Below are 20,959 nucleotides of genomic sequence, written 5' to 3'. Positions count from 1 at the left end.
TGACTTTTCGTACGTACGCGACGGGTGTTGTCGGCTGCGCGGGCGGGTAACGCGGGCGCGCGAACGAGGCGTACGGGAATCCCGCACGCCCCTGTTCGCTCCCGGTCCGCCCCGGCGGTGCGGGGCGGACGGTGTGTCGGTCAGACGGTGCCCGCGCGCGGCGGGACCCTGGTCACCGCGGGGGCGGTGTTGAGGCCGAGGGTGACGACGGCGACACCTTGGCCCGCTCCCTGGACGACGGCCGGGGCGCCGACCATCAGGCCCGTGGACGCGTCGCCGTGGAGGGTGACTTGCTTGCCGCTGTCGAGGTACTCGACCGCGCCGGTGCCGGAGCGGGCGCCGAGCACGACGCCGCCGGTGGCGAGGTCCTGGCCGTCGACGAGGGCGACCGGGCCGTAGCCGGTGACCTTCTGGTCGGGCAGGTCGGTCCAGCGGCCGGCCTCGCCGCCGCGCAGCTGGGACACGTTGATCTGGTCGCTGGAGGGCTTGGGGTAGGCGAGCAGCACGGTGCCGTCCTTGGCGGTGGCCACGTTCGGCGAGTCGCCGGGTCGGGTGCGCAGGTTGCGGGCGCCGCGCACCAGGGCGCCGCCCGCGTCCTTCTGGGTCCAGTGCTCGACCCAGCCGAAGGCGGAGCCGAAGACGTGGACGCGGCCGTCGCCGTCGACGGTGGCGCTGACGCCTTCCTGGATCTGGCCGCCGCCGGGCAGCTTCTGCCACGGCGACCACTTGCCCTGCTTGTCGCGGACGCGGGTGCTGATGCCCTTGGCGGCGTTGCGCACGAAGACGTGCACGGTGCCGTCGGGGGCGGCGACGGCGGTGGGCGGGCCGGTGAGGCGGGTGCGCCGGGCGTCGGTCTCGGGGTTGCCGAGGCTGATCCAGCGGTCCTCGAAGGCGCCGCCGGGCGTCTTCTGCTGGAGGAGGACTATCTCGCGGGTGTCGTCCGGGTCGCTCAATCCCATGCTGGTGAAGCGCAGGCCGAACACGAGGTGGCGGCCGTCGGCCGCGGCGACCGCGCTGAGCGCGGGGGCGAGGGGGCCGCCGCCGAGGTCCTCGGCCGCGCCCCAGCCGCCGCTGTAGGGGCCGGACTCGCGCCAGCGCGCGGCGCGGGTGCCGAGCACGGCGTACGCGGTCATCCGGCCGTCCTTGTCGAGTACGACCTTGGGTCCGGCGGTCGGGTAGCGCCGGTGGGTGGAGCGGACCCAGCCCTTCTTGGACTTGAGGACGCCGTTGAGGCCGACCGAGTAGTCGCCGCAGCCCGAGGCGTTGCCGCACTGCCAGCTGGAGGCGCCGCCGTAGTCGTTGAGGTACTCGGTCTTCTGGTGGACGGTGTCGCCCGGCAGGTTGTAGGGCCAGCGCTGGTTGTAGTAGCCGCGGTAGGCCTCGGTGAGGAAGCCGGGGGTGCGCGAGCCCTCGGAGGTGCCCTGGCCCCACTGGGCGAGCGCGCGCCAGGTGAACAGGGCGACGGCGGTGTGGTCGGGGTGGTCGGAGTAGCCGACCTGGTCGCTGCCGCGCGGGTGGAGCTTGTCGTGGACCTGGGCGTCGGGGTCCGGGTCGAGGGTGCGCACCAGCGTGGGCCGGTACTTGCGCATCAGGAACAGCAGCGTCTCGGTGAGGTCGTCGCGGCTGTAGGTGTAGTTCTCCTGGACCGTGGACTCGGGGGTCGGCTGGGTGCGCAGGACGACGCCGGGGGTGTTCCACAGCTGGGTCATGCCGACCGAGCCTCGGCCCGTCTTCTCGTGCATGCGGACGCCGAGGAAGATCAGCTCGGCGCGACGGCCGTTGTACTCCAGCACGTTGAGCTCGGCGGCGCGTCCGCCGGGCAGCTTGACGACGGTGCGGTTCCAGGGTGTGAACAGGGTCGCGCCGAGCATCCGGGCGTACGCCTGGCGCAGGCCCTGCTGGCGCGCGGAGACGTAGGCGGGCACGTCGGGGCGGGCCTTGGGCTCGCCGGGTGCCTGGTTGACGCCGTAGGAGCCGCCGCCGGTGACGTACACGGAGACGACGGGGACGCCCCGCTCGATCGTGTGGAGCGTGTCCGGGTTCATGAAGAACAGGTCGTCGTCCGGGTGCGCCAGGATCGCCATGGCGAGCGGCTTGCCGGGGGCGTCGAAGCTGCTGCGGCGGTCGACCGGCAGCAGCGAGACCGGCTTCGGTGGTTGACTGGTGACCGCCGCGCCTCTCGCCGACGGGTGGGAACTGTCGCATCCGGCGATCGCGCCGGCGGCGACTACCCCCGCCATCGAGGCCAGCACGGTACGCCGGGACGTCACTTGGCGTCCCATGTTCGACCAGCGTCCCATGTCCTTCTCCCACTCCCCGCTTCACGTTCATCTGCGATCAAGCAGACCGCCATCCGAGGAGAGGGAGGAAACTTCGTTTGGGTTCCACTCGATGAAGCAATCGTGATGCATCGATAGAATTACGAAGCAACTTGCCGATCTTACGCAATCTTGGCAGCATGCAACGCTGACCATTAGCCCAGACGAGAGCTAGGTTCACCGTGAGTGACTCACTGCTGCCCTATGCGGTGGGCGCCGCCAAGCGGGCGCGCCGCGCGGCAGTACGTATGCGCCGTCGTGTCGAGCAGATGCATACCGTACCGGCCATCGACGGCGTCAAGCCGCGGCCGCTGCTCCAGGCGGTGCACTTCTCGGTCTCCGGTGGACGCACCCTCAACTTCGCGGTGGCCTTCCCGCGCCGTCCCGAGGCCATCAGCGCGGCTCACCTGGAGTTCTCCCGCGGTCGCCGGGTCGTGCACGTCGACCTTGAGCAGGAGCCGCAGAGTGATGGAACTCTCCTTCTGACGGCCACCTCCCCGCTGCGCCACGACGATCCGTCGGAGACCGCCGTGCGCGGTCCTCTCCTTTCGACCGGCACCTGGCGCATGGAGGTCGTGGTCACCGGGAGTGACGGCCGTGAGCTGCGGGCGAAGATCTCCTCGGCCCCTTCCGCCTCTTCCGACTCGCTGGACGGCCCGACCCTGTCGACGTCGCCCTCGCCGACCAGCGGCGCGGTCTTCCGCCCGGTCCGCTCGGTCGACGGCCGCTCCATGCTGAGCGTGCGCGGGCCGCGCCACCACGCCGAGCTGACCTCGTTCGAATTGCGCTGGGACCGGGTCGTGGTGCACGGCCGCCTCATCGCGGGCCGCGCCCCGGTGTCGGAGTACGCGGCGGAGGCGGTGCTGCGGCGCAGCAGCAAGTCGGTCACGGCCCCCGTCGAGTGGGACGGCGACCGCTTCACCTTCGACGTGCCGCTCGCCGAGATGTCGCAGGGCCGCACCACCCGCACCTGGGACATGCATCTGAAGACCGGCGGAAACCGGCTGAAGATCACCCGTCGGCTGACCGATGTGCGTTACCCCAAGCAGGTCTACCGGACACCGTTCCGTATCGTCGCTCTCGACAACGGTGCGCTCGCGCGGGTGCATGCCTATGTCACCCCGGCCGGCGTGTTCGCCGTGTCCTGTACCGGATTCGGAACCGCCCCCCGTGGCGCAGAGGAAGTTGCATGAAGATCACGTTTCTGCTCACCTGGGGCGACGAGATGGGCGGCACCGAGATGGCCGCCTACACCCAGGCGATCCATCTCGCTCCCCGGCACGACGTCGAGGTGCTGAGCGTCTTCAAGACCCGTCCGGAGCCGTTCTTCGCGGCCGCCCAGCAGGTCAAGCGGCGCTACCTGGTGGACAGGACGGAAGCGTACGGCCGCCCGGTGCGCACCAGCACGCTGGACGAGAACACCTGCCGCACCCTTGAGTCGCTGCCCAGCGAGCTGATCAAGCCGTCCTGGGAGTCCACCTTCGACCGGCTCTCGGACATCGAGATGACGGCCGCTCTCGGCTCCCTCGACTCCGACGTCCTGGTCACCACGACCCCGGCGCTGATGGCGGCGGCCGCCGAGCTCGCCCCCGCCCGGGTGATCACCGTGCACCAGGAGCACCGCGCCTCCCAGCTGCGCGGCGTCTCCGGTGAGCCGCTCCTGGTCTACGGCCCGCGCATCGACGCGCTGGTGTCGCTGACCGAGCGCACCAACGACTGGTTCTCCGACTCGCTGCGCGACGCGGCCCCCGAGCTCGCCGCGATCCCCAACGCGGTGCCCGACGGCTACCGCCCGCGCGCCGACCTGGAGTCCAAGACGATCGTCCTGGCTGCCCGGATGACCCCGGAGAAGCAGCTGGACCACGCCATCCACGCCTTCCAGCGGATCGCCGCCGACTTCCCGGACTGGCAGCTGCGGATCTTCGGCGACGGCCCGCAGGAGGTGCGTCTGCGCCGCCTCGTCGAGGGCCTGGGCATGCACTCGCGCATCGAACTGGTCGGCCGCTCCTCGCAGATGGAGCAGGAGTGGGCCAAGGCCAGCGTCTGCCTGCTGCCCTCGCGCAACGAGGCCTTCCCGCTGGTGCTCCTGGAGATGTTCGCGGCCGGCGTGCCGGTCATCGCGTACGACATCGTCACCGGGCCCGCCGAGATCATCCGCCACGACGTCGACGGCCTGCTTGTGCCGCCCGGCGACATCGACTCGCTGTCGGCCGCCATGGCGCGCCTGATGGGCGAGGACGAGACCCGTCACGAGTTCGGCAAGGCCGCCCGCAAGGGTGTCTACGAGCGCTTCGGCGGCGAGGAGATCACCGCCCGCTGGGAGCAGCTGTTCGCCAAGCTGGTGGCCCGCCGCGACAGCCCCGAGCGCCTGGCGCAGCGCGCCGACCGCACGGCGATGCGCATCGCCGCCGGCGGCACCCGCAGCTTCAGCGTCGCCGCCCCCGTCTCGCACATGGCGAACTCGGCGGACGAGCAAAAAGCCCGCGAGGTCATGCTCCAGGCCCAGGACCGGACCCTGATCCGTTCCGCCGGCCGTCTCGCCGAGCAGCGCGACGACCTGTCGGGCCCGGCCATGGCGCAGATCAACCTGGAGATCACCGCCAAGGTCCTGGAGGACGCGGGGATCCCGTACATCCTGCTGCGCCACGACGCCGGTGTCGCCCACCGCGTCGCCGTGCCCGTCGAGCAGCGCCGCCAGGTGATGGAGGCGATGGCGACCGCCCTGCACGGCAAGCCCGTCTACGCCGAGCTGGTCACCCCGCGCGGCGCGGCGCCGGGCGCGGTGCTCGCCGAGCGGCTGCGCGAGGTCGGCGAGGTCGCCGGGCTGCGCGTCTTCAAGCCGGTCACCTCCGAGAGCCGCACGCTTCGTTACGGGCCCGCCTACGGCTGCAGCCTGGAGTTCTGGGCCGAGTCGGAGGAGGACGGCTGGCGCGAGACCCCGCGTCTGACCACCCTGCTCGGACGCCGGCTGCCGAACCTCCAGGCCACCGCCAAGCTGCGGGTCGGCGAGCGCGACTACCCGACGCTCGCGCAGTTCACCAAGCAGCTGATGTGGGACGTGGACTACCCCGTCGACGTCGTCTACACCTGGGTCGACGACACCGACCCGGCGTGGCAGCAGCGCCGCGACACGGTGCGCCGCGCCCACGACATGCCGACCAACGACGCCGACAGCGGCGACGTCCGGTTCCGCAACCGCGACGAACTGCGGTACTCGCTGCGCTCGTTGGAGATGTTCGCGCCCTGGGTGCGCACCATCTACCTGGTGACCGACGACCAGACCCCGGACTGGCTGGACACCACGCAGCCCGGCATCAAGGTGGTCAGCCACCGCGAGATCTTCAAGGACGCGGCGTGGCTGCCGACGTTCAACTCGCACGCCATCGAGAGCCAGCTGCACCACATCGAGGGCCTGGCCGAGCACTTCCTGTACCTCAACGACGATGTGTTCATCGGCCGTCCGCTCAACCCGTCGTCGTTCTTCCTGAGCAACGGCGTGGCGAAGTTCTTCCGCTCGCCGACCGCCGTGCCGCCGACCGAGCCGTCCGCGGACGACGAGGGCTACTTCGCGGCCGCGAAGAACAACCGGGCCCTGCTTGAGCAGGCGTTCGGGCGGACCGCGACGACCAGCTTCCTGCACGCGCCGCACCCGCTGCGCCGCAGTGTGCTGAGCGAGATCGAGGACAAGTTCCCGGACGAGGTGGGCCGCACCGCCGCCAACCCGTTCCGCGCCAACTCGGACCTGTCGATCACGTCGTCGCTGCACCACCACTACGGCTACCTGGTCGGCAGCTCGGTGCCGTCGGCGATCTCCTGCAGCTACATCAACGTGGGCAACTACGAGCACCACACGGTGCTGACCCGGCTGCTGGCCGAGCGCGGCCACGACGTGTTCTGCATCGGCGAATCGGCCGACGCGGAGGTGTCGGTGGAGGAGCAGGACCGCGTACTGCGGGCGTTCCTGAGCGCGTACTTCCCGGTCAAGTCGCGGTTCGAGCGCGACTGACGCGCCTGTCGCGCCTGTCGCGCCTGTCGCGCCTGTCGCGTCGGATACATCGCATACGAGTAAGGGGCTCGGCCCGGACCAGATGGTCCGGGCCGAGCCCCTTGTCTCTTTACGTCTGCTACTTCTTCTCGAACGGGCTCGGGACCGGGAAGTACGCGTCCAGGAACGGCGTGATCAGGTCCTTCTGCTCATGCACGTCCGACTCCGTGGAGACCGTGTCGTTGACGCAGAACACCGTCTTGTCCCGGTTGGCGAGCAGCCGGCCGAGCCGCGTCTCGGTCCACGGGTGCGTCAAGTCCAGGTAGGTGTACGGAAGTTCGGAGGGCAGAGCGCGCTGCGTGTGGTACGCGTAGTAGTGGTGCAGCGAGGAGGAGATGGAGATGTCGTCCTCGGAGCGGAACCGGCTCGCCTCGGTGTAGCGGTACTCCGGCTCGAACTCCGTCTCGATCTCGGTGAGCAGGCTGCGGCGCAGCGGGTGCGGCATGTGCTTCATCTTCTGCACGACCACCGCCCCGTACCGCTCCTCGATGAGACGGCGGTTGTTCTTTCCGGCGGCCGCGACCGGCGGGTCCTCGGGGCTGCGTGCGCCCAGCGGCACGAGCGCGGGCGACGGGAAGAACTTGGTGAGGCCGCTGGAGAGGAAGAAGTCCTGCGGGGTGACCTCGTTGCCGAGCATCACGTCGTCGTTGAAGTACAGGAAGTGCTCGGCGAGGCCCTCGATGTGGTGGAGCTGGCTCTCGATGGCGTGCGAGTTGAAGGTGGGCAGCAGGCCCGGGTCGCGGAAGATCTCCTTGTGGCTGACGACCTTGATGCCGGGCTGCGTGGTGTCCAGCCAGTCGGGGGTCTGGTCGTCGGTGACGAGGTAGACGTTGCGTACCCAGGGCGCGTACATGTGCAGCGAGCGCAGCGAGTAGCGCAGCTCGTCGCGGCTCAGATAGCGCGCGGCGTTGGCGGACTCGGCGTGGTAGGTCTCGCCCGCGAACTGGGCGCGGCGGCGCAGCCAGGCGGGGTCGGCGCCGTTCACCCAGGTGTAGACGACGTCGATCGGGAAGGTGATCTCGTCGGTGGGGTGGATGGCGAACTCGGCGCGTGTGCGCACCTGGGCCGCGTCCGGGGCCTCGCGCGGGGCGAGGTGGGTGAAGTACGCCTCGGAGACGACGGCGGCGGGCCCCTCGGCGTGCAGGCTCTCGGCGAGCTTGCCGACGCGCGGCGGCACCAGCTCACCGTCCTCCTCGTGCCAGAACTCGACGTCGCAGCCGTAGTTGTTGCCGAGGACGAGGCGGTGCGTGGGGTCCGTGCGGTACCAGGTGACGCGGACGGTCCCGGCGCTCTTGAACCGCTTCCAGGTGGCGTCCTCGTACCCCGGCAGGGAGGTCTCGGGGACCGGGTTGTTGCCCTTGACGTGGGTGACGTAGCCGGGCTGGTCGCCGCAGAGCGCTTCGAGCACCTTCAGCACTGCGGTGCGGTCGCCCTCGCGGACGGCGACTGCTGCGGCGGTGTCGGAGCGGCCGCGTACGCAGAAGTGGTCGAGACCGGCGGCGTGCAGGGCGCGCAGCACGGTGTCGAGGTTGGCGCGGCGCGCCTGGAGCGGGGTGACCCCGGGGGTGACGAGGGCGACCTTGGGGTCCTTGCCGACGTGCACGACCGCGCGGTCGGCCCCGGCGGCGAGGCTCTGGTAGCGCTTGGTGACGCGGGCGGCCCGCATCTTCTCGGCGACGGCCGCGCCGCCCGCGATGCGCATCTTCACGCGGCGCCGCATGTCGGCGTCTACCTGCGAGACGATCGCCTTGCGGACGCTCTCGGGCACGGCTCGCCGGTAGACCCCCAGCAGTCTCGGTGCCTCGGGATTACGCACGGGGGGCTGCTCCTTGACGTTCGGTGGACATCGTACGTTTGCTGAACGTGTCCAGTATGCCGCCGGGGTTTTGGCGGCGGGACGCCGGGTTTTCCCCGCCCCGCCCCCTTCCCGAAAGCCTCCGGCGGTTGATTCGGCTGCGGCCCGTGCCGGGTTGCTCGCGCAGTTCCCCGCGCCCCTTGAGCAACCTGTTCCGCAGCCGAACCGAGCGAACCGGCTAGAACGGGTTGAACTCGTCGAACTCCTGCTGGGCCTCGTCGCGCTCCGCCTCGCGGTCGCGGCGGCGCTGGGCGGCGGGACGGGGGGCCTCCAGGCGGTGGTCCTCGCCACGGCGGCCGAGCATCTCCGCGCCCGCCATCATCGTCGGCTCCCAGTCGAAGACGACCGCGTTCTCCTCGGAGCCGATGGCGACGCCGTCGCCCGCGCGGGCACCGGCCTTCATCAGCTTGTCCTCGACGCCGAGGCGGTTGAGGCGGTCGGCGAGGTAGCCGACGGCCTCGTCGTTGTTGAAGTCCGTCTGGCGCACCCAGCGCTCCGGCTTCTCGCCGCGCACCCGGTAGACCTCGGCGGCCTCGTCGTAGGTGACCGTGAAGCCCGCGTCGTCGACCGCCTTGGGGCGGATCACGATGCGGGTGGCCTCCTGGACGGGCTTGGCGGCGCGCGCCTGGGCCACGATCTCGGCGAGCGCGAAGGACAGCTCCTTCAGACCCGTACGGGCGACCGCGGAGACCTCGAAGACCTTGTAGCCGCGCTCTTCGAGCTCCCCGCGGATCATCTCCGCGAGGTCCTGGCCGTCCGGGATGTCGATCTTGTTGAGGACGACGATGCGGGGCCGGTCGTCGAGGCCGCCGTACTGCGCGAGCTCGGCCTCGATGACGTCGAGGTCGGAGACGGGGTCTCGGTCGGACTCCAGCGTCGCTGTGTCCAGCACGTGCACGAGCACCGAGCAGCGCTCGACGTGCCGCAGGAACTCAAGGCCCAGGCCCTTGCCCTGGCTGGCGCCCGGGATGAGGCCGGGGACGTCCGCGATGGTGTAGACGGTGGAGCCCGCGGTCACCACGCCGAGGTTCGGGACCAGCGTCGTGAACGGGTAGTCCGCGATCTTCGGCTTGGCGGCGGAGAGGACGGAGATGAGGGAGGACTTGCCCGCGCTCGGGTAGCCGACCAGGGCCACGTCGGCGACGGTCTTGAGCTCCATGACCACGTCACGGGCCTCGCCCGGCTCGCCGAGCAGCGCGAAGCCGGGGGCCTTGCGCCGGGCGGAGGCGAGCGCCGCGTTGCCGAGGCCCCCGCGGCCGCCCTGGCCCGCGATGAACGTGGTGCCGTGGCCGACCAGGTCGGCGAGCACGTTGCCGTCCTTGTCGAGGACGACGGTGCCGTCCGGGACCGGCAGGACCAGGTCCTGGCCGTCCTTGCCGGACCGGTTGCCGCCTTCGCCGGGCGCACCGTTGGTGGCCTTGCGGTGCGGGCTGTGGTGGTAGTCGAGGAGCGTGGTCACCGACTGGTCGACGACCAGGATGACATCGCCGCCACGGCCGCCGTTGCCGCCGTCGGGGCCGCCGAGCGGCTTGAACTTCTCCCGGTGTACGGAGGCGCAGCCGTGGCCTCCGTTACCCGCGGCGACGTGCAGCTCGACGCGGTCCACGAAGGTGGTCATGGTTACTTGCCTCCTGGGGGTCCCCCCCGGCCGAAGGTTGGGGGAGTACGGGAATGTCTCTTCTGTAACACGCGAAAGGCGGACCCGCTTCCCGTACGGCATCCGTACGGGAAGTGAGGTCCGCCTCAGCGAGAGAACCGGTCAGGCGACCGGAACGATGTTCACGACCTTGCGGCCACGGTGGGTGCCGAACTGCACCGCGCCGGCCTGCAGGGCGAACAGCGTGTCGTCGCCACCGCGGCCGACACCGGCGCCCGGGTGGAAGTGGGTGCCACGCTGGCGGACCAGGATCTCACCGGCGTTGACGGTCTGACCGCCGAAGCGCTTCACACCGAGCCGCTGAGCGTTGGAGTCGCGACCGTTCCGGGTGGACGATGCGCCCTTCTTGTGTGCCATGTCTCCTCAGTCCCTTACTTCGCAGCCGTGGGGATGCCGGTGACCTTGATCGCCGTGTACTGCTGGCGGTGGCCCTGGCGACGGCGGTAACCGGTCTTGTTCTTGTACCGAAGGATGTCGATCTTGGCACCCTTGTGGTGGTCCACGACCTCGGCCGTGACCTTGATGCCGGCCAGCACCCACGGGTCGCTGGTGACAGCGTCGCCGTCGACAACGAGCAGGGTCGAGAGCTCGACCGTGTCGCCAACCTTGGCAGTGGAAATCTTGTCAACCTCAACGATGTCGCCGACAGCAACCTTGTGCTGGCGACCACCGCTGCGCACGATGGCGTACACGCGGATCTCTCTCTCGCTCGGAACCGATACCTCTGAAGCCAGCCGCTCACACGGGCGGGGCCCGTGATGATCCGGAGTGGACGAGCGGCCTCTCCCCGTTCCTGCGCGAACAGGACCCGGGAGGAAGGTGCTCAGAGGCGGGCGCGCATGGAAACACGCCGAGGGTCAAGGTTACGGGGGTGGCCGCGAGGGGTCAAACCGGGGTGCGGCGGAGGGAAGGAGGGGGTGCGGCGGGGGCCGCAGGACAAGGGACGGGCGGCGGACCCGTGGTAACCCGCGCGGCCCTTCCTGATTCAATGAACACTCGTGTCCTTGCGTTCGCTGCTCTCCATGCCCCGCATGCTCCGCCACGGCTCGTCCGTGGGCGCGGACCTGCCGCCCGACGAGGCCGTCACGCTGGACGCCCCGGACGGCCCGATGCGCGACGCGCTGGCCGCCGTGCACGCCGGGGACCGCGGCCCCGCCGCCGCCCTGCTCGCCGGAACCCGCCTGGGCGCCGAGTGGGAGCGCCGCAGCACGTATGTGACCCAGCTCGCCGCGGCCGCCCTGCACAGCCCGCACTGGCTGGACGCCTGGCTCACCGAGTCGCCCGAGGACCCCGACGCGGTGCTGGTCAAGGCCGAGCTCTGCGTCCACCAGGCGTGGGAGGTGCGCAGCGCGGCACGGGCCAAGGACGTGGGGCCCGAGCGGTTCCAGGCGTTCTTCGCGCTGCTCGGCGACGCCGTGCCGGTGGCCTCCGCCGCCGCCCGGCTCAACCCGACCGACCCGGTGCCGTGGCAGATCGCGCTCACCCACGCCCGGGGCAGCCAGGCCTCCCGCGAGGTGTTCGACGCGTACTGGGCCGAGGCCACCGCCCGCTCCCCGCACCACTACGGCTGCCACGCGGCGGCCCTGCAGTACCTCTCGGAGAAGTGGTACGGCTCGCACGGCGAGATGTTCGCGTTCGCCGAGCGGGCCGCCGAGAGCGCGCTGCCCGGCTCCAAGCTGCACGCGCTGCCGCTGCTCGCGGCCGTCGAGTACGTGGTGGCCTCGGACGATCCGGCCCGCCAGAGCCCGATCGAGCGCCCCCGCATCGACGCGGCGGTGGAACGGGCCCTGGAGCTGTCCACCTGGTACGAGCCGGGCGACCCGGAGGCCGCGGACTTCCGCAACCACCTCGTCCTGATGCTGATCCTGCACGAGCGCTGGGCCGAGGCGCTCGATGTGTTCCGGGCGATCGGGGTGCGGGCGCGGACGTATCCATGGGCGTACCTGGGCGAGCCGCGCACCGAGTTCGTGGAGCTGCGCTCGGGCGTACGGATGCAGCTCGCCTCGCGTACGCCGTTCTTCTCCCGGCCCCGGCGGCCCGCCGCCCGGCCCCTCGGCGCCACACAGCCCGCGAGCTCCGCGCTGCGCTCGCTGGCGATAGCCGCGGCCCCGCCGCACCAGGTCGCCGAGGCCGCGCTGATGTGCGGCGTCTCGCTGCGGATCGCGCCCGCGCGGACGGGGATGAGTTACGTGGAGCTCGCTTGGGACCCCTCGCCCGGGCGGCGTGCGGCGCTGGCCGGGGACGACCGGCTCACGGCGGCGGCCGACAGCTTCACCACGGGCGAGAAGTGGCCCGCGCTGGTGCTGCGCCGCACCGAGTCGCGGTACGGGCTCACGCTGCTGCAGAAGGGCAGGGAGACCGCCGCGCACCAGTGGGACCCGGCGGCCCCGGTCACCGACCACACGGCGGCAGCCGCGACCGCGCAGGCCCTCGCGGCGGCGTTCTCGGTCCCGGACGCGCGGCCGCTGGTGACGCTGCTGCGGGGTGCGGACTCCCCCGCCCGCCGCCAGGCCGACGTCCTGGCCGCGCTCGGCCTGCCGCCGCTGCCGCCCGGCTTCGGCGAGCGCGACGAGGTCCTGCGCACCACCCCGGGCGCCCAACTCCTGGCCCGCCGGGGCGTGTTGCGCGGCATCCGCGACTCCATGTCCACGGACCTGGGCACCCCGACCCTCCCGATCCCCCGCCCCCGCCGCTGGTGGCGCCTGCGCCTGGCGGCCCTGACAATCCTGCTCCCGGCGTCGGCGTACGCCTGGACGACGCCAGACCCGTACCGCGCCACAATCCCGACTCTGGCGTCCCTGTACCTGATGAGCCAGCTGCGTACGGCTTGGCGCGGCCGACGCTCGTAACGCGCGGCGAACGCCGAAGGCCCGGCCCCGGAATCCCGGGGCCGGGCCTTCGCCGTACTACCTGACCGTCGCTCAGCTCTCGGCCGGGGCCGACTCCGCTGCGGCGGACTTCTTGGACGCCGCCTTCTTCGCGGTCGTCTTCTTCGCCACGGTCTTCTTGGCCGCCGTCTTCTTCGCGGCCGCCTTCTTCGCGGGGGCCTTCTTGGCGGCCTTGCGGGCCGTCTTCTTGGCCGGGGCCGCCTCCTCGGCGACCTCCGCCTCGGGCTCCGCGACCACGACCGGGGCGGACTCGACCACGAGCACCGCGGCCTCCTGCGCACCCGAGGGCGAACCGGCGGGCGCGGTGGCCTTACGGGTCACCCGGCGACGGGCACGCGGCGCGGCGGCGACGGGCGCCTCCTCGACAGCGGGCTCGACGACCTGCTCGGCCACGACAGGCTCCGCGACCGGCTCGACCACGACGACCTCGGGCTCCGCCACCACGACCGGCTCGGCCGCGGCGGGCGAGCCCGCCGGCGCGGTCGCCTTGCGGGTGGCCCGGCGACGGGTGCGCCCACGCGGCGCCTCGTCCTCGATGAACGACGCGACCGTGACGGCCTTCGGCTCCGGCTCGGCCTCGACAACGGGCTCCGCGACCGGCTCGGCCTCGACGACCGGCTCGGCGGCCCGGCGCGGCGCACCGGCCGGAGCCGACGCCTTGCGGGTCGCCCGGCGGCGCGAACGACCACCACGGGCCGCGGCCTCCGCCTCGGCGGCGCTGCTGTACAGCTCCTCGTCCGGGACGAACGCGGGCTCGGCGAGCGCGACGGGAGCCGCGACCTCGGCCGCCACCTCCGCCTCGGTCTCGACGACCTCGCCGTCCACCTCGGCCTCGACGACCTCGTGCTCGTGCGCGTGGTCGTGCTCACCGGCGCCGCCCCGGCCGCGCTTCTTCGAGCGCTTGCCGTTGCCGCCGCCACCGACCGAGGTCGGCTGCTCCATGTGCACGATCACACCGCGGCCGTTGCAGTGGACACAGGTCTCGGAGAACGACTCAAGGAGGCCCTGGCCGACCCGCTTGCGGGTCATCTGGACCAGGCCGAGCGAGGTCACCTCGGCGACCTGGTGCTTCGTACGGTCGCGGCCCAGGCATTCGAGCAGGCGCCGCAGCACCAGGTCCCGGTTGGACTCCAGGACCATGTCGATGAAGTCGATGACGACGATGCCACCGAGGTCGCGCAGCCGCAGCTGGCGCACGATCTCCTCGGCCGCCTCCAGGTTGTTCCTGGTGACGGTCTCCTCCAGGTTGCCGCCCTGGCCGGTGAACTTGCCGGTGTTGACGTCGACGACGATCATCGCCTCGGTCTTGTCGATCACCAGCGAACCGCCGCTGGGCAGCCAGACCTTGCGGTCCAGCGCCTTCATCAGCTGCTCGTCGATCCGGTACGTGGCGAAGACGTCGACCTCGGAGGTCCACTTCGACAGCCGGTCCGTGAGGTCCGGGGCGACGTGCGAGACGTAACCGTGGATGGTCTCCCAGGCCTCGTCACCGCTGACGATGACCTTGGAGAAGTCCTCGTTGAAGATGTCGCGCACGACGCGGACGGTCATGTCCGGCTCGCCGTACAGCAGGCTCGGCGCGGACGTCGAGATCTGCTTGGACTTCTTCTGGATGTCCTGCCACTGCGCCTGGAGGCGCTCGACGTCGCGGCGCAGCTCGTCCTCGCTCGCGCCCTCGGCGGCAGTGCGCACGATGACGCCCGCGTCCTCGGGGACGATCTTCTTGAGGATGGTCTTCAGCCGCGCGCGCTCGGTGTCCGGGAGCTTGCGGCTGATACCGGTCATCGAGCCCTCGGGCACGTACACCAGGTAGCGGCCGGGCAGCGAGACCTGGCTGGTCAGACGCGCGCCCTTGTGGCCGATCGGGTCCTTGGTGACCTGCACCAGGACCGACTGGCCGGACTTGAGCGCGGCCTCGATGCGGCGCGGCCCGTTGGCCATGCCCAGCGCCTCGAAGTTGACCTCACCGGCGTACAGGACGGCGTTGCGGCCCTTGCCGATGTCGACGAAGGCGGCCTCCATCGACGGCAGCACGTTCTGGACCTTGCCCAGGTAGACGTTGCCGACGTACGAGGTGGCCTGCTCCTTGTTGACGTAGTGCTCGACGAGCACGTTGTCTTCCAGGACGCCGATCTGGGTGCGCTCGCCGCTCTGGCGGACGACCATCACGCGCTCGACGGCCTCGCGGCGCGCCAGGAACTCCGCCTCGGTGATGATCGGCACCCGGCGGCGGCCCTGCTCGCGCCCCTCGCGGCGACGCTGCTTCTTGGCCTCCAGACGGGTCGAGCCCTTGATGGACTGCACCTCGTCGGACGGCTCGGCCTTCTCGCGGGCCGGGCGCGGCTCACGGACCTTGACGACCGTACGCTCCGGGTCGTCCGAGCCCGTACCGGCCTCGTGGTCGCCACCGTCACCGCTGCGGCGACGGCGCCGGCGACGACGGCGGCTGCTGCTGGTACCGGCGGCGGACGGGGTGCCGTCGGCCTCCTCGTCCTCGTCCTCGTAGCTCTCGGCCTCGGCGGACTCCTCGGACTCCGCCTCCTCGGCGCCCTCTTCGCCCTCGGCGCCGGCGGACTCGCCCCGGCGACGGCGGCGGCCACCACGGCGGCGGCGGCGCGAGGGACGGTCGTCCTCGTGCTCCTCGGCGGCCTCCTCGGCCTCTTCCTCCGCTTCCTCCTCGGCAGCCTCGACGACCTCGACCACGGGGGCCTGCGGCTCGGGCGCGGCCTCGGCGCTCTCACCGCGACGGCGGCGGCGACGGCGCGAGGGGCCCTGCGGCTCCGCCTGCTCGACGACGGCCTCCTCCTCGGCCTCCGTCTCGTCCTCGACCTCGACGGCGGCGCGCGCGGCGGCGGCCGCGGCGGTCTCCGGGGTCTGGAACATCGGCTCGTGGAAGACCGGCGCCTGGAAGACGGCGACGGCGGGGCGGGTGGCGCGGCGGCGGGACCGGCCGACCGGCTCCTCGGCGGCCTCCTCGGCCTGCGGCTCCTTCGCCGGGGCCGCCTCGGCGGCGGCCGGCGTGAACTGCGGCGCGGTGGCCTTGCGGGTGGCACGGCGACGGGTCCGCCCACGCGGCGCCTCGTCCTCGACGGGCTCCTCGGCGACGACCTCTTCGGCGACCGGAGCCTCGACAACGGCCTCGACGATCTCCTCGGCGGCCTTGGGCGCACCGGCCGGAGCCGTCGCCTTACGGGTCGCACGGCGACGGGTGCGCGCCGGAGCCGCGCTCTCCTCGGCGGCGGCCGCGACAGCGGCCTCCTCGGCCGGGGAGGCGACCGGGTCCTCGGCGGCGACGGCGGCCGGCGCACCGAGGGCGCCCGGGGCCTCCTCGACGACCGGGGCACCGGCGGGCGCGGTGGCCTTACGGGTGGCACGGCGACGCGTACGGGCCGGGGCGGCCTCGACGACCGGCTCGGCCTCTTCGGCCTCTTCCGCCTCGACGGCGACCGGGGCGGCCTCGACGACCTCCACGGCCTCCTCGGCGGCCTTGGGCGCACCGGCGGGGGCCGTGGCCTTACGGGTGGCGCGACGGCGGGTACGGGCGGGGGCGGCGGGCTCTTCGGCCTCGGCCTCGACGACCGGAGCGGCCTCGACGACCTCGGGGGCCTGCTCGGCGGTGGCGGCGGGCGCGGTCACCTTGCGGGTGGCGCGGCGGCGCGGACGGGCCGAAGCGGCCTCGGGCTCGGCGTCAGCGACAGCAGGTACCTCAGCTTCGGCGGCGGCCGGGGTCTCCTCGACCACGGGCGCACCCGCCGGAGCGGTGGCCTTACGGGTCGCGCGGCGGCGCGGACGCGCCGGAGCGGCCTCCGGCTCGGCGGCGTCAGCAACTGCGGGGGTCTCGGCCACGGGGGCCGGCTCGGTGGTCGCCTCGGGGGCGTCGCCGGTGGCGGCACCCGGCGGACCGGCGGGCCGCGACGCCGCGCGGCGCCTGCGGCGCGGCGGCAGCGTGTCGCTGGGGCTGTTGTCGTCCCCGGTCACACCGGGTTCGTTCTTCTCGTTCTCAAGCATGCGGGCGTAGCTCCCGTCACGCTCCCGGGCGCCGCGCCTTGGTCCGGTCCGGCGGCACGACCGCGTGATGTGCGCGGGTGCCGTCGTCCGGGGCGCGGGCGCCGCACGGGAGCTGTATGTCCGGCTCGCCGGTTCCGTCCGCGATATACGCACGGCCTGGCGAAAGTCTCCTGGTCAGTGCGCGGCCCGACCCAGGTGGCTCCCGAGTACCAGGGCTGCGCTACAACGACTGCCCTTACGCGGCTGGACCTTCCGGCGCCGTCGCAGAAGCCGTCCCGGCGGCCTTGGGTGGAGCGGCCGGGGCTGCCTCGCGGTCGGGCGCGAGCGGGTCGGTCACCGTGCCGGACTCCTCGTCGAAGAGCCCCTGCGCCAGCCTGGTCACCGCTGCGGGGACCGGCGGCGCCAGGTCGGCCACAGCTCGGAGACCGGACAGGACGTCGTCGGGTCGCACGGCAGGTGTCAGGTGCCGTACCACCAGGCGCAGTATCGCACAGGGCTTGTCCACCGGCCTATCAGCCTGTGGAAGCGCCTGGAGCTCGACGACGGCGCCGCGCGTGTCGAAGGTGCGCATACCGTTCTTCGTCCGGCGCTGGACCTCGACGGTCTCGGCGGCCAGGAACGTCTCGACGGCCTTGTGGGCGTCCTCGACGGCCACGCCTTCGAGCCGCAGCTCCCAGACGGAGGCGGTCAGCCGGTCGGCGAGGCCGGAGGTGCGGGCCTCGACTGCGTCGGTGATGTCGAGCCCGGCGGGCAGCGACTCGTCGAGCAGCTCGCGCAGCGTCGCCGGGTCGCGGTGCTCGGTGAGCGCGATCTCCAGGTACTCGGCCTCGGAGCCGGTGCCGGTGGGGGCGGCGTTCGCGTACGAGACCTTGGGGTGCGGGGTGAAGCCCGCCGAGTACGCCATGGGCACCTCGGCGCGGCGCAGCGCGCGCTCGAAGGCGCGCTGGAAGTCGCGGTGGCTGGTGAACCGGAGGCGGCCGCGCTTGGTGTAGCGCAGTCGGATGCGCTGCACCGCAGGTGCGGGCGGCGGGCCTTCGGGCTGTCGCTTGCCCAGTGGTTCTTCTCCTCGTGCGGGGCGGGCGCGGTGGGCGCCGCCCACCTGTCCTGTGGGGGCCCTCCGGTCACAGCCCGCGCGCCGCCCGGCTCATCCCTCCGTTTTACGCAGGGAGATCTCGGGGGCGGCCACCGCGTCGGAGGCAGTAGTTGTACGACCCAGAGTACGCGCCGGATGCGGTGCCGGTTCCCGGGGCGGCCCGCCCACCAGCGCCCGCCAGGCATCGGCGCGGGCCTGGCGCACGGTGTCGCGGGCCGATGCGAGCGCCTCGCGCGCGGTACGCCCGGCCGCGCCCAGCGCCTCGCGCGCGGCCCGTCCGGCGACGGCCGCGGCCCGGGCCGCCGGGGCCCACAAGGTGTCCCGCACCCAGTGCAGCACCGGCGCGCACAGGCTCCGCCACACCCACCGCACGGGCCGCCCGACCAGCTGCCACCCGAGCCACTTCAGGCCGCGCCCGACGGCCCGCGAAATCTGCCCGGCGATCCGCCAGGCGTGCCCGAACGCGTCCCCGACCTCCCGCGCGACGACCGCGATCCCGCGCCCGACGGGCGTCAGCACCCGCCGCCAGAACCACCCGACAGGTACCACAATCAAGATCAAACCCACCCGAACGAGGGCGGTTCCGATCGCGGACAGGACCACCCCGATACCCCGCGCCACCCACGAGAGACCCGTCCACCCTCCGGCGGCGAGCCAGGCGACGCCGTGGCCCAGCGGAGTGAGGACGTACCGGTACACCCAACTCGCCGGAGCGGCCACGCCGTACCGCCACAGCGGCACCACCAGCCACCGCCACAGCCACCCCAGCGGCACAACCACCAACACCCGCCCCGTCCACGCCAGACCGCGCCCCAGATACATGAGCGGGAGCACGATCAGCGTGTGGCCCAGCCAGGACAGCGCGCGGCCCACGGGGCGCAGGATCGTGCGGTGGAGGGCGCGGGCCGCGGCGGCCAGGACGTCCCAGACCATGCGGACCGGCACGACGAGGACCAGGACGACGATCCGTACGGGGACGCGGATCGCCACGGTCGGACAGCCCTCGGGCTGCCTCGGCGGCTGCTGCTGGAGTTCCATGGACGTCAAGACGCGGCAAAGGCCCCGCACCGTTGCGGTGCGGGGCCTTCCGTGATCGAGCGGTTACTTGACGACCGTCAACGGGAGCAGCTTCTTGCCCGTGGGGCCGATCTGGATGCTGGTGTCCATCTGCGGACAAACGCCGCAATCGAAGCACGGCGTCCAGCGGCAGTCCTCGACCTCGGTCTCGTCGAGCGAGTCCTGCCAGTCCTCCCAGAGCCAGTCCTTGTCGAGACCGGAGTCCAGGTGGTCCCAGGGCAGGACCTCCTCGTATGTGCGCTCACGCGTCGTGTACCAGTCGACGTCCACGCCGAACGACGGCAGCGTCTTCTCCGCGCTCGCCATCCAGCGGTCGTACGAGAAGTGCTCGCGCCAGCCGTCGAAGCGGCCGCCGTCCTCGTACACGGCGCGGATGACCGCGCCCACGCGGCGGTCGCCGCGCGAGAGCAGGCCCTCGACGATGCCCGGCTTGCCGTCGTGGTAGCGGAAGCCGATGGAGCGGCCGTACTTCTTGTCGCCGCGGATCTTGTCGCGCAGCTTCTCCAGGCGCGCGTCCGTCTCCTCGGCCGACAGCTGCGGGGCCCACTGGAACGGGGTGTGCGGCTTGGGCACGAACCCGCCGATGGAGACCGTGCAGCGGATGTCGTTCTGGCCCGAGACCTCACGGCCCTTGGCGATCACGTTGACCGCCATGTCGCCGATCTGGAGGACGTCCTCGTCGGTCTCGGTGGGCAGGCCGCACATGAAGTACAGCTTCACCTGGCGCCAGCCGTTGCCGTAGGCAGTCGCGACCGTACGGATCAGGTCCTCTTCCGAGACCATCTTGTTGATGACCTTGCGCATGCGCTCGGAGCCGCCCTCGGGGGCGAAGGTGAGACCCGAGCGACGGCCGTTGCGGGTCAGCTCGTTGGCGAGGTCGACGTTGAACGCGTCCACACGGGTCGACGGCAGCGACAGGCCGATCTTGTCCTCGGTGTAGCGGTCCGCGAGGCCCTTGGCGATCTCACCGATCTCGGTGTGGTCGGCAGAGGACAGCGACAGCAGGCCGACCTCCTCGAAGCCCGTGGCCTTCAGACCCTTGTCCACCATCTCGCCGATGCCGGTGATGCTTCGCTCCCGCACGGGGCGCGTGATCATGCCGGCCTGGCAGAAACGGCAGCCGCGGGTGCAGCCGCGGAAGATCTCCACCGACATCCGCTCGTGGACGGTCTCCGCGAGCGGGACCAGCGGCTGCTTGGGGTAGGGCCACTCGTCGAGGTCCATGACGGTGTGCTTGCTGACCCGCCACGGCACGCCCGACTTGTTCGGGACGACACGGCCGATACGGCCGTCGGGCAGGTACTCCACGTCGTAGAAGGCCGGGACGTACACGCCACCGGTCTTCGCGAGGCGGAACAGGACCTCTTCGCGGCCGCCGGGACGGCCTTCGGCCTTCCACGCGCGGATGATCGTGGTCATGTCGAGCACGGCCTGCTCGCCGTCGCCGATAACCGCGCAGTCGATGAAGTCCGCGATCGGCTCGGGGTTGAAGGCCGCGTGGCCGCCCGCCAGGACGATCGGGTCGTCGATGCCGCGGTCCTTGGACTCCAGCGGGATGCCCGCGAGCTCCAGGGCCGTGAGCATGTTGGTGTAGCCGAGCTCGGTGGAGAAGCTGAGGCCGAAGACGTCGAACGCCTTGACCGGCCGGTGCGAGTCCACCGTGAACTGGGGCACCTGGTGCTCGCGCATCAGGGCTTCCATGTCCGGCCACACGCTGTACGTGCGCTCGGCGAGGACGCCCTCGCGCTCGTTCAGCACCTCGTAGAGGATCATGACGCCCTGGTTGGGCAGGCCCACCTCGTACGCGTCCGGGTACATGAGCGCCCAGCGGACGTCGCACTCCTCCCACGGCTTGACGGTGGAGTTGAGCTCACCGCCGACGTACTGGATGGGCTTCTGCACATGCGGGAGCAGAGCTTCGAGCTGTGGGAAGACCGATTCGGCGGCAGTCATCTCGACGAACTTTCGTGAGCTGGCAGGGGGCGACTCTCTAGCGTAACCCGCTCGCGAGGCGCTCC

12 protein-coding genes are annotated in these 20,959 nt (G+C 71.9%); 3 read left to right on the top strand and 9 right to left on the bottom strand.

All coding sequences use genetic code 11. The features are described from left to right. Positions 1–140: 140 nt before the first annotated feature. A complete protein-coding gene (locus ACT1U9_RS21005) occupies positions 141–2,282 on the bottom strand; it encodes a PIG-L family deacetylase (RefSeq protein WP_444534224.1) in 2,142 nt (713 codons plus the stop codon). Positions 2,283–2,500: 218 nt separating this feature from the next. On the opposite strand from ACT1U9_RS21005, the gene ACT1U9_RS21000 reads away from it, so the two are divergent. Further along, positions 2,501–3,511: a hypothetical protein gene (locus ACT1U9_RS21000; RefSeq protein WP_444534223.1), complete on the top strand. Its 1,011-nt coding sequence runs from the start codon at positions 2,501–2,503 to the stop codon at positions 3,509–3,511. Continuing rightward, positions 3,508–6,324 (top strand): stealth conserved region 3 domain-containing protein, encoded by a 2,817-nt coding sequence (locus ACT1U9_RS20995; RefSeq protein WP_444534222.1) that lies wholly within the window; start codon positions 3,508–3,510, stop codon positions 6,322–6,324. Before ACT1U9_RS21000 ends, ACT1U9_RS20995 begins: the two co-directional genes overlap by 4 nt. A gap of 118 nt (positions 6,325–6,442) precedes the next feature. On the opposite strand, the gene ACT1U9_RS20990 is transcribed toward ACT1U9_RS20995, so the two are convergent. The 4 genes from ACT1U9_RS20990 to rplU form a co-directional block, all read right to left on the bottom strand. Beyond that, on the bottom strand, positions 6,443–8,179 hold the full coding sequence (locus ACT1U9_RS20990; protein ID WP_444534221.1) for a stealth family protein: 1,737 nt from the start codon (positions 8,177–8,179) through the stop codon (positions 6,443–6,445). 217 nt (positions 8,180–8,396) lie between these two features. Next, positions 8,397–9,836: a GTPase ObgE gene (gene obgE, locus ACT1U9_RS20985; RefSeq protein WP_444534220.1), complete on the bottom strand. Its 1,440-nt coding sequence runs from the start codon at positions 9,834–9,836 to the stop codon at positions 8,397–8,399. A 141-nt stretch (positions 9,837–9,977) separates the two neighbouring features. After that, positions 9,978–10,232 (bottom strand): 50S ribosomal protein L27, encoded by a 255-nt coding sequence (rpmA, locus tag ACT1U9_RS20980; RefSeq protein ID WP_049715810.1) that lies wholly within the window; start codon positions 10,230–10,232, stop codon positions 9,978–9,980. 14 nt (positions 10,233–10,246) lie between these two features. Then, positions 10,247–10,567, bottom strand: a complete 321-nt coding sequence (gene rplU / locus ACT1U9_RS20975) for a 50S ribosomal protein L21 (RefSeq protein WP_114036861.1) — start codon at positions 10,565–10,567, stop codon at positions 10,247–10,249. Between the two features lie 330 nt (positions 10,568–10,897). Between rplU and ACT1U9_RS20970 the strand changes: the two genes are divergently transcribed. Further along, positions 10,898–12,724, top strand: coding sequence for a hypothetical protein (locus tag ACT1U9_RS20970; RefSeq protein ID WP_444534219.1), 1,827 nt, complete (start codon positions 10,898–10,900; stop codon positions 12,722–12,724). A gap of 72 nt (positions 12,725–12,796) precedes the next feature. On the opposite strand, the gene ACT1U9_RS20965 is transcribed toward ACT1U9_RS20970, so the two are convergent. The 4 genes from ACT1U9_RS20965 to ACT1U9_RS20950 form a co-directional block, all read right to left on the bottom strand. Then, positions 12,797–16,771 (bottom strand): Rne/Rng family ribonuclease, encoded by a 3,975-nt coding sequence (locus ACT1U9_RS20965; RefSeq protein WP_444534218.1) that lies wholly within the window; start codon positions 16,769–16,771, stop codon positions 12,797–12,799. A gap of 235 nt (positions 16,772–17,006) precedes the next feature. Continuing rightward, positions 17,007–17,783, bottom strand: coding sequence for a TIGR03936 family radical SAM-associated protein (locus ACT1U9_RS20960; RefSeq protein WP_444534217.1), 777 nt, complete (start codon positions 17,781–17,783; stop codon positions 17,007–17,009). A gap of 132 nt (positions 17,784–17,915) precedes the next feature. Continuing rightward, positions 17,916–18,902, bottom strand: coding sequence for a hypothetical protein (locus tag ACT1U9_RS20955; RefSeq protein ID WP_444534216.1), 987 nt, complete (start codon positions 18,900–18,902; stop codon positions 17,916–17,918). Positions 18,903–18,965: 63 nt separating this feature from the next. Then, complete coding sequence (locus ACT1U9_RS20950; protein ID WP_188278077.1) at positions 18,966–20,894, bottom strand: TIGR03960 family B12-binding radical SAM protein; 1,929 nt, start codon at positions 20,892–20,894, stop codon at positions 18,966–18,968. Positions 20,895–20,959 lie beyond the last annotated feature (65 nt).

The organism is Streptomyces sp. BR1, assembly GCF_052373795.1.
In the GTDB taxonomy this organism is placed as follows: Bacteria; Actinomycetota; Actinomycetes; order Streptomycetales; family Streptomycetaceae; genus Streptomyces.
This window is presented reverse-complemented; position numbering and strand designations above follow the sequence as displayed.

Coding starts and splice junctions, on each gene's coding strand:
- ACT1U9_RS21005 (WP_444534224.1), bottom strand. CDS start 2,282: ATGGGACGCCAAGTGACGTCCCGGCGTACCGTGCTGGCCTCGATGGCG.
- ACT1U9_RS20995 (WP_444534222.1), top strand. CDS start 3,508: ATGAAGATCACGTTTCTGCTCACCTGGGGCGACGAGATGGGCGGCACC.
- obgE (WP_444534220.1), bottom strand. CDS start 9,836: ATGACCACCTTCGTGGACCGCGTCGAGCTGCACGTCGCCGCGGGTAAC.
- rpmA (WP_049715810.1), bottom strand. CDS start 10,232: ATGGCACACAAGAAGGGCGCATCGTCCACCCGGAACGGTCGCGACTCC.
- ACT1U9_RS20970 (WP_444534219.1), top strand. CDS start 10,898: ATGCCCCGCATGCTCCGCCACGGCTCGTCCGTGGGCGCGGACCTGCCG.
- ACT1U9_RS20965 (WP_444534218.1), bottom strand. CDS start 16,771: ATGCTTGAGAACGAGAAGAACGAACCCGGTGTGACCGGGGACGACAAC.
- ACT1U9_RS20955 (WP_444534216.1), bottom strand. CDS start 18,902: ATGGAACTCCAGCAGCAGCCGCCGAGGCAGCCCGAGGGCTGTCCGACC.
- ACT1U9_RS20950 (WP_188278077.1), bottom strand. CDS start 20,894: ATGACTGCCGCCGAATCGGTCTTCCCACAGCTCGAAGCTCTGCTCCCG.